This window comes from Pseudomonas sp. SDO55104_S430, from assembly GCF_054070595.1.
The window spans coordinates 1-7,982 of sequence record NZ_JBSVXG010000243.1 but is presented as its reverse complement, the minus strand read 5'-3'; the positions used below and the strand labels follow the sequence as shown (position 1 = coordinate 7,982).

At 62.8% G+C, this 7,982-nt stretch carries 6 protein-coding genes; 3 read left to right on the top strand and 3 right to left on the bottom strand.

The features are described 5' to 3' along the window. Positions 1-89 precede the first annotated feature (89 nt). Entirely contained in the window at positions 90-1,427 is a 1,338-nt protein-coding gene (locus ACW9JE_RS26290; RefSeq protein ID WP_457434396.1) for a lysine N(6)-hydroxylase/L-ornithine N(5)-oxygenase family protein, read from the bottom strand. Positions 1,428-1,567: 140 nt separating this feature from the next. Continuing rightward, a complete protein-coding gene (locus ACW9JE_RS26285; protein ID WP_457434395.1) occupies positions 1,568-2,050 on the bottom strand; it encodes a sigma-70 family RNA polymerase sigma factor in 483 nt (160 codons plus the stop codon). 369 nt (positions 2,051-2,419) lie between these two features. Between ACW9JE_RS26285 and ACW9JE_RS26280 the strand changes: the two genes are divergently transcribed. From ACW9JE_RS26280 to ACW9JE_RS26270, 3 genes are read left to right on the top strand one after another with little or no spacing between them, the layout of a single operon-like run. Further along, complete coding sequence (locus ACW9JE_RS26280; protein WP_224538230.1) at positions 2,420-3,592, top strand: efflux RND transporter periplasmic adaptor subunit; 1,173 nt, start codon at positions 2,420-2,422, stop codon at positions 3,590-3,592. Next, positions 3,593-5,566 (top strand): MacB family efflux pump subunit, encoded by a 1,974-nt coding sequence (locus ACW9JE_RS26275; RefSeq protein WP_457434394.1) that lies wholly within the window; start codon positions 3,593-3,595, stop codon positions 5,564-5,566. Between the two features lie 7 nt (positions 5,567-5,573). Beyond that, entirely contained in the window at positions 5,574-6,989 is a 1,416-nt protein-coding gene (locus ACW9JE_RS26270; protein WP_457434393.1) for an efflux transporter outer membrane subunit, read from the top strand. 25 nt (positions 6,990-7,014) lie between these two features. On the opposite strand, the gene ACW9JE_RS26265 is transcribed toward ACW9JE_RS26270, so the two are convergent. Then, positions 7,015-7,752, bottom strand: a complete 738-nt coding sequence (locus ACW9JE_RS26265; protein WP_457434392.1) for a hypothetical protein — start codon at positions 7,750-7,752, stop codon at positions 7,015-7,017. Between the last annotated feature and the right edge of the window lie 230 nt (positions 7,753-7,982).

The window sequence follows — 7,982 nt, the reverse complement described above, 5'->3', positions numbered from 1 at the left end:
TTTTATCTTCTGCCACACAATTTGTGTCCACCGAAGATCCCTGTGGGAGCGGGCTTGCCCGCGATGAGGCCTGTCAGACACCGAAAAGATCAGCTCGCAGTCGCCAACAACAAATCCACCACCGACCGACTGTGCCCACGCTTCTTGCCATGGTCATACAAAGACCCGGCAATCTCATCCGCGCGAATCGGCAGGATCGACAGCAAAGTGTCGCTCAAGCCATGACTGGCCTGGCAGAAGCCCTGCATATAGATGCCGGCCTTGCAGCGCTCGTCGGTGATCAGCTTGTAGTTGCGGTCAACCTCGAAATCCCCCAGGTACTGCTCCAGCGGCGCCAGCAGTTTGCGGTGCATCTGGCGTTCGTAACCGGTGGCCAGGACCACCGCGTCGTAGTGATGAACCGTGATTTCACCGGTCGCCGTGTTGCGCACCGCCAGTTCGATGCCGCGCTCGTTGGCGGTGGCTTTCTCGATGGTGGTCAGGGTGCGGAACACATGGCGGTCGATGCCCGAGACTTTCTGACGGTAGAAGATGCCGTAGATGCGCTCGATCAGGTCCAGGTCCACCACCGAGTAGTTGGTGTTGTGGTACTCATTGACCAGCCGCTCGCGCTCGCTGCTTTCCTGGTTGAAGATCAGGTCGGTGAACTCCGGCGAGAACACTTCGTTGACGAACGGGCTGTCGTCCGCGGGCTTCAATGCCGAGCCGCGCAGGATCATGTCGACCTGCACCGACGGGAAGCTGTCGTTCAGATCGATGAAGGCTTCGGCAGCACTTTGACCGCCGCCGACGATCGCGATGCTCATCGGCTGGTTGTTCACGCAAGGCTGCTTGGCCATCTGCGCCAGGTACTGCGAGTGGTGGAACACCCGGGCATCACCCTTGAGCGCCTTGAACGCCTCGGGAATACGCGGGGTGCCGCCGGTGCTGACCACCACCGAACGGGTGGTGCGCACATGCTGATGCCCGGTCGAATCCCGGGAAATCACCCGCAGCGCCTCGACCTGCTCCTTGTGCAGCACCGGTTCGATGGTCAGCACTTCCTCGCCGTAACGGCTCTGGCCCTCGAACTGCGCGGCGACCCAGCGCAGGTAGTCGTTGTACTCCATGCGGCACGGGTAGAAGGTGCCCAGGTTGATGAAGTCCACCAGGCGGCCGTGGGCCTTGAGGTAGTTGACGAAGGAGTAAGGGCTGGTCGGGTTGCGCAGGGTCACCAGGTCCTTGAGGAAGGAAATCTGCAACTCGCTCTGGGTCGACAGGGTGTTGCCGTGCCAGCTGTACTGGGCCTGCTTGTCGAGAAACAGCACATCCAGCTCGCCGAGGGTCGAGGCGCGTTCCTGCAGCGCGATGGCCAGTGCCAGGTTCGAAGGGCCGAAACCGACGCCGATCAGGTCGTGAACGAGGGGCGATGCAATTGCCTGTGTCATTTCCAGTGTCCTCTGGATGAACCCCGACGGTGGGGATAAGCCGAAGTGACCTGACCGGCCTTTGAGCAGGACAGCAAGTCGTTGATGAAGGGAACGAGGACAGTGAAATAAAATTTAACGTTTCGACGCTTCAGCGCGAATCAATGGTTATCCCATTGGCGTATCCGCACCCGGCAATGCTTCATCGCATTGACGATGTGCTTCTCCACCAGCGCCTTGGAAATCCCCAGGCGTTCGGCGATTTCCGGATGCGACAGGCCGTCGAGTTTGCGCAGCATGAAACTCTCGCGGCACAGCGCCGGCAGTTCCGCCAGGGCGCGCTGGAGCATGTCCAGGCGCTGGCCGTGGTCGAGATTGCTTAAAGGAGAGGGACTGAAATAACGCTCTTCGGTGTCGAGCACGTCCAGCGACTCGGCCTGACGCAGGGCGTTGCGCCGGTGATCGTCGATCACCAGATTCAGCGCGGTGCGATAGAGGAATGCCCGGGGCTGCTCGATCGGCGTGTCGCTGGAGCGTTCCAGCACGCGCAGATAAGCGTCATGCACCACATCTTCGGCGACCTCGCGGCTACCTAGCTTGGCGTTCAGGAAACACACCAGCTCCCGATAGTAGTTTTCCAACATGACTCCCGTCCGCACGGGTGCGGTTTGTGTCCTTGAGCCGAGCGATCGACCCGAAAACAGGCAATGGCGCGATAGTGGCAATTTGAAGTGCGTAATTTATAGTAATTCTCATATAGATTTAAAGCGTTGCTTTGTATTGGCCGACAAATAGTCGATTGACTGTAGGAGCGAGCACGCTCGCGATGGTCGTCAACGATGACGCTGGCAGTCTGATGGCCCGCGGTGTCCGGGCCTCCATCGCGAGCATGCTCGCTCCTACAGGGGTAGGTGTTACGCGATATTTCGTCACTTAAATTCACCGCCACTTGCCTCGTTTAGTGGACAGCTCCCCGTCCCGAACGACGGGCCACCCCTTCGCCGGAACCCTGCATGAAACGTCCCCGTCAGACCCGACGCGCCCTGCTTGTCGCACTCAGCCTGATCCCCGTTGTCGCCGTCGCCGCCTGGCAGATCCTCCCGCCGGGGCGCGACAGTTTTGCCACCGTGCAGGTCAGCCGTGGCGATATCGAAAGCAGCGTCACCGCCCTCGGCACCCTGCAACCGCGGCGCTATGTCGACGTCGGCGCTCAGGCGTCGGGGCAGATCCACAAGATTCATGTGGAAGTCGGCGACCGGGTCAAGGAAGGCCAGCTGCTGGTGGAAATCGATCCGTCCACGCAGCAGGCCAAGCTCGACGCCGGGCGTTTTTCCATCGAGAACCTCAAGGCCCAGCTAGAAGAACAGCGCGCGCAGCACGAGCTGGCGCGGCAGAAATTCCAGCGCCAGCAGAATCTCAAGGCCGGCGGCGCCACCCGCGAAGAAGACGTGCAGACCGCCCAGGCCGAATTGCGCGCGACCCAGGCGCGGATCGACATGTTCCAGGCGCAGATCCGCCAGGCCCAGGCCAGCCTGCGCAGCGATCAGGCCGAACTGGGTTACACGCGGATCTACGCGCCGATGTCCGGCACCGTGGTCGCCCTCGACGCCCGCGAAGGCCAGACCCTTAACGCCCAGCAGCAGACCCCGCTGATCCTGCGCATCGCCAACCTGTCGCCGATGACCGTGTGGGCCGAGGTTTCCGAAGCCGACATCGGCCACGTCAAACCCGGCATGAACGCCTGGTTCACCACCTTGAGCGGCGGCACCCGGCGCTGGAAAAGCACAGTGCGGCAGATCCTGCCGGTGCCGCCCAAACCGCTGGACCAGACCAGCCAGGGCGGCGGCAGCCCCGCCAGCTCCAGCAAAAGCGGCAGCGCCCGGGTGGTGCTGTACACCGTACTGCTGGATGTGGACAACGCCGACAACGCACTGATGGCCGAGATGACCACCCAGGTCTTTTTCGTCGCCGACCAGGCGCAGAACGTACTGACCGCCCCCATCGCCGCGCTGCAAGCCGGCAGCCAGGCCGATCAACAGACGGCCCAGGTGGTGGCGCAGAACGGCAACATCGAGCAACGCACGGTGCGCACCGGCATCAGCGACCGGCTGCGGGTACAGATCCTCGACGGCCTGCAGGAAGGCGATCACCTGCTGATCGGCCCGGCCGACGGGAGTGGCGGTTGAATGCAGACGCCTTTGATCGAACTGCAGGACATCCGCAAGGCCTACGGCGGTGGCGACGCGCCTGAAGTGCATGTGTTGCGCGGCATCGACCTGTCGATCCATGCCGGCGAATTCGTGGCGATCGTCGGCGCCTCCGGTTCCGGCAAATCGACGTTGATGAACATCCTCGGCTGCCTCGACCGCCCGACCTCGGGCGAGTACCGCTTCGCCGGGGAAAACGTCGCCGCGCTGGACAGCGACGAACTGGCCTGGCTGCGTCGTGAAGCCTTCGGGTTCGTGTTCCAGGGCTATCACCTGATCCCGTCCGGCTCGGCCCAGGAAAACGTCGAGATGCCGGCGATCTACGCAGGCACCCCGGCTGCCGAACGCCACGCCCGCGCCGCCGCCCTGCTCGAACGCCTGGGGCTTGCGACGCGCACCGGCAACCGTCCGCATCAGCTCTCCGGCGGCCAGCAGCAGCGGGTGTCCATCGCCCGCGCCTTGATGAACGGCGGCCACATCATCCTCGCCGATGAACCCACCGGCGCCCTCGACAGCCACAGCGGCAAGGAGGTCATGGCGCTGCTCGACGAACTGGCGAGCCAGGGCCACGTGGTGATCCTGATCACCCACGACCGCGAAGTGGCGGCGCGGGCCAAGCGCATCATCGAAATCCGCGACGGCCTGATCATCAGCGACAGCGCCCTGGACAACCCCGAGGTGCAGCACTCGGCCAGTGCCGGCGCCTTGCAGGCGGTGGATTTGCGCCAGCGCCTGAACGAAGGCGCCCAGGCCAACGGTGCCTGGAAAGGCGAGCTGGTCGATGCGGTGCAAGCGGCCTGGCGGGTGATGTGGATCAACAAGTTCCGCACCGCCCTGACCCTGCTCGGGATCATCATCGGCGTGGCGTCGGTGGTGGTGATGCTCGCCGTGGGCGAAGGCAGCAAGCGCCAGGTCATGGCGCAGATGGGCGCCTTCGGCTCGAACATCATCTATCTGAGCGGCTGGGCGCCCAATCCGAGAACGCCGCAGGGCATCATCACCCTGGACGAAGTCCGCGCGGTGGGCAGCCTGCCGCAGGTAACGCGGATCATGCCGGTCAACGGCCAGGAAGCCGGGGTGCGTTTCGGCAACCTCGACCACCTGAGCTACGTCGGCGGCAACGACACCAACTTCCCGGCGATCTTCAACTGGCCGGTGGTCGAAGGCAGTTACTTCACCGAGGCCGACGAACGCAACGCCGCGGCGGTGGCGGTGATCGGCCACAAGGTGCGCACCAAGTTGCTCAAGGACGTGGCCAACCCCATCGGCCAGTACATCCTGATCGAGAACGTGCCGTTCCAGGTGGTCGGCGTGCTGGCGGAAAAAGGCGCCAGCTCCGGCGACTCCGACAGCGACGACCGCATCGCCATCCCCTACTCCGCCGCCAGCGTGCGCCTGTTCGGCACCCACAATCCCGAGTACATCGCGATTGCCGCCGCCGATGCGCGCAAGGTCAAGGAGACCGAGCAGGCCATCGAACAGCTGATGCTGCGCCTGCACAACGGCAAGAAGGATTTCGAGCTGACCAACAACGCGGCGATGATCCAGGCCGAAGCGCGCACGCAGAACACCCTGTCACTGATGCTCGGTTCGATCGCGGCGATTTCCCTGCTGGTGGGCGGCATCGGGGTGATGAACATCATGCTCATGACCGTGCGCGAGCGGACCCGCGAGATCGGCATTCGCATGGCCACCGGAGCCCGTCAGCGCGACATCCTGCGCCAGTTCCTCACCGAGGCGGTGATGCTTTCGGTGGTCGGCGGGCTGACCGGCATCGCCCTGGCGTTGATCGTCGGCGGCGTGTTGATCCTCAGCGAAGTCGCCGTCGCGTTTTCCCCGATAGCGGTGCTGGGCGCCTTCGGCTGCGCGCTGGTCACCGGTGTCGTCTTCGGCTTCATGCCGGCCCGCAAGGCTGCCCGACTCGATCCGGTCACGGCCCTTACCAGTGAATGATTTTTCGATGAAGCCGTCCCTCAGTCTGTTGACCCTGTGTTTGATTCTCGCCGGCTGCGGCAGCCCCGCTCCGCGTCCAGACAGCGGCATTGCCCCGCCTTCATCCTGGCAATCGCCCCATGATCAGGCGGCCGCGCGCAGCAACGCGCAATGGTGGAATCGCTTCGGCAGTCCGCAACTGGAGCGTCTGGTGGAACAGGCGCGGGTCGGCAGTTATGACCTGGCCGCCGCCATCGCCCGGGTGCGACAGGCCCAGGCGGAGACGGTGGTCGCCGGCGGTTCGCAGCTGCCGGAGGTCAAGTTCGCGGCGAACGCCAACCGGCAAAAACTGCTGCGCGGCAACGGCTACAGCCAGCTGGATGCCGACAGCAGCAACAAGGCTGTGGATTATTTCGATGCCAATCTGAGCGCCAGTTACGAGATCGATTTCTGGGGTGGCAAGCAGGCTTCGCGGGACAGTGCGCAGTTTGCGTTGCAGGCCAGTGAATTCGATCAGGCGACGGTGGAGTTGACGCTGCTCAGTGGCGTGGCCAATGGGTACGCGCAGACGTTGTCGTTGCAGGAGCAGAGCCGGATTGCCGAGTTGAATCTGGCCAATGCCCGCAGTGTGTTGCGGCTGGTGCAGACGCGCTTCGATTCAGGCTCGGCGACGGCCCTGGAGCTGGCGCAACAGAAGAGTCTGGTGGCGGCGCAGCAACGGCAATTGCCGCTGGTGCAGCAACAGGCGCAGGAGGCGCAGATCAGCCTCGCCGCCCTGCTCGGCCGCCCGGTGCAGGCGCTGGAATTGGGCCGGGAAGGTTTCGATCAACTGACCTGGCCGGCCATCGATGCGGGGGTGCCCAGCCAGTTGCTCAGCCGTCGCCCGGACATCGCCAAGGCCGAAGCGGAACTGGCCGCCGCTCAGGCCGACGTCACCGTCGCCCGCGCCGCCATGCTGCCCACCGTGACCCTCACCGCGGAGATCGGCTCCGGCGCCGACCGAGCCGGCGACATCCTGCGCAGCCCCTTCTACAACCTCACCGCCGGGCTGCTGGCGCCGGTGTTCAACAACGGCCGCCTCGGCGCTGAGCGCGACAAGGCCGCGGCCCGGCAGCAGGAGCTGCTGGAGGACTATCGCGCGAGCATCATCAACGGCTTTGCCGATGTGGAAAAAGCGCTGAACAGCATTCGCGGGCTGGACCAGCAGCGGCAATGGCAGGCCGAGGAATTGAGTCAGGCGCAGACGGCGTTTGATATTGCTCAGAGCCGTTATCAGGCGGGGGCCGAGGATTTGCTGACGGTACTGGAGACGCAGCGCACGTTGTATGCGGCGCAGGATCTGAATGTGCAACTGAGGTTGGCGCGGTTGCAGGCGAGTATTGCGTTGTACAAGGCGTTGGGTGGGGGGTGGGAGTTGGCGCAGGGGACCGGGCGCAATGGTTGAGCCCGGCCCCCTGAAAATGAGTGGGTTAAAGTTCAACGGTGAAGGTGTTGAGACTTGTACGGTTGTAGAAGACATCTCGCAGCATTTGGATTGAGTAGCCAAATGAAACCGTCTGCCCCAAGAGCCCTGCAAATCGATGAAAGGGCATTTGGATTACGATTTTTTGCTCCGGTATGGTCGAGATAACCCGGCCAACATACATTGTCGACGCTCCATACCTGAGAAATATGCTCACGTAAGATCCGCGAAAAAGTCCGTTTATTGGAGGAATGGAAAAACGTGCGCCGCCTTGAGCTTCGATCAGATGAAGCTTGATCACGCCGTTGATTTCGTCGTCGGCCACTGCGTATCCAAGCTTTTCCAGGTCGAGCGTATCTTCGGTAACGGTGATTTCGCCGGGCAAGGAAGGCGTGTCCACGCCACCAACAGGCGCGGTATAGGTCATCGTCACCCGCTGGCCTTGATGAAGCAGAATTTGCTCATCGGTTACCCGAACCCCTTGGTAGGCTTCGGCCGCTTCGTAGGGATGCTCTATGACGGTGGTGCCCTTCTCGCTGCTCAAGCACACCTGCATCGGCGCGCCATCCTCCACGCCGGCAATGTTCTCGAAACCTACTACCAGACCGTTGCGACTCATCTGGAGCATTGCCGGATAAAGCACGCTGTCAACAAGGTGAGTGGCTTGGGACGCGGCAAAATACATATTCGGCGCCGGGAGCGACTCGAACTCGACGAAGCCGGAACGGATGGGAGCTGAAGTCATGACAGATGTCCTCTGACAGAGTTGAACTGCTCGGAGGAATATCAGGCCGTATAAAGCACTCGGTGCCTACTGACAGAAATGACAGTTCGATGGGGTTTTCCGATCAACGGCGGTGCCTGCGTTGCACGGGATTATGGGTGAATGGTGTGGATTGTAGCGCCTGTCAGGGCGCCTTCGCGAGCAAGCCCGCTCCCACAGTTGACCGCATTCATCCTGAACAAACGCGGTCG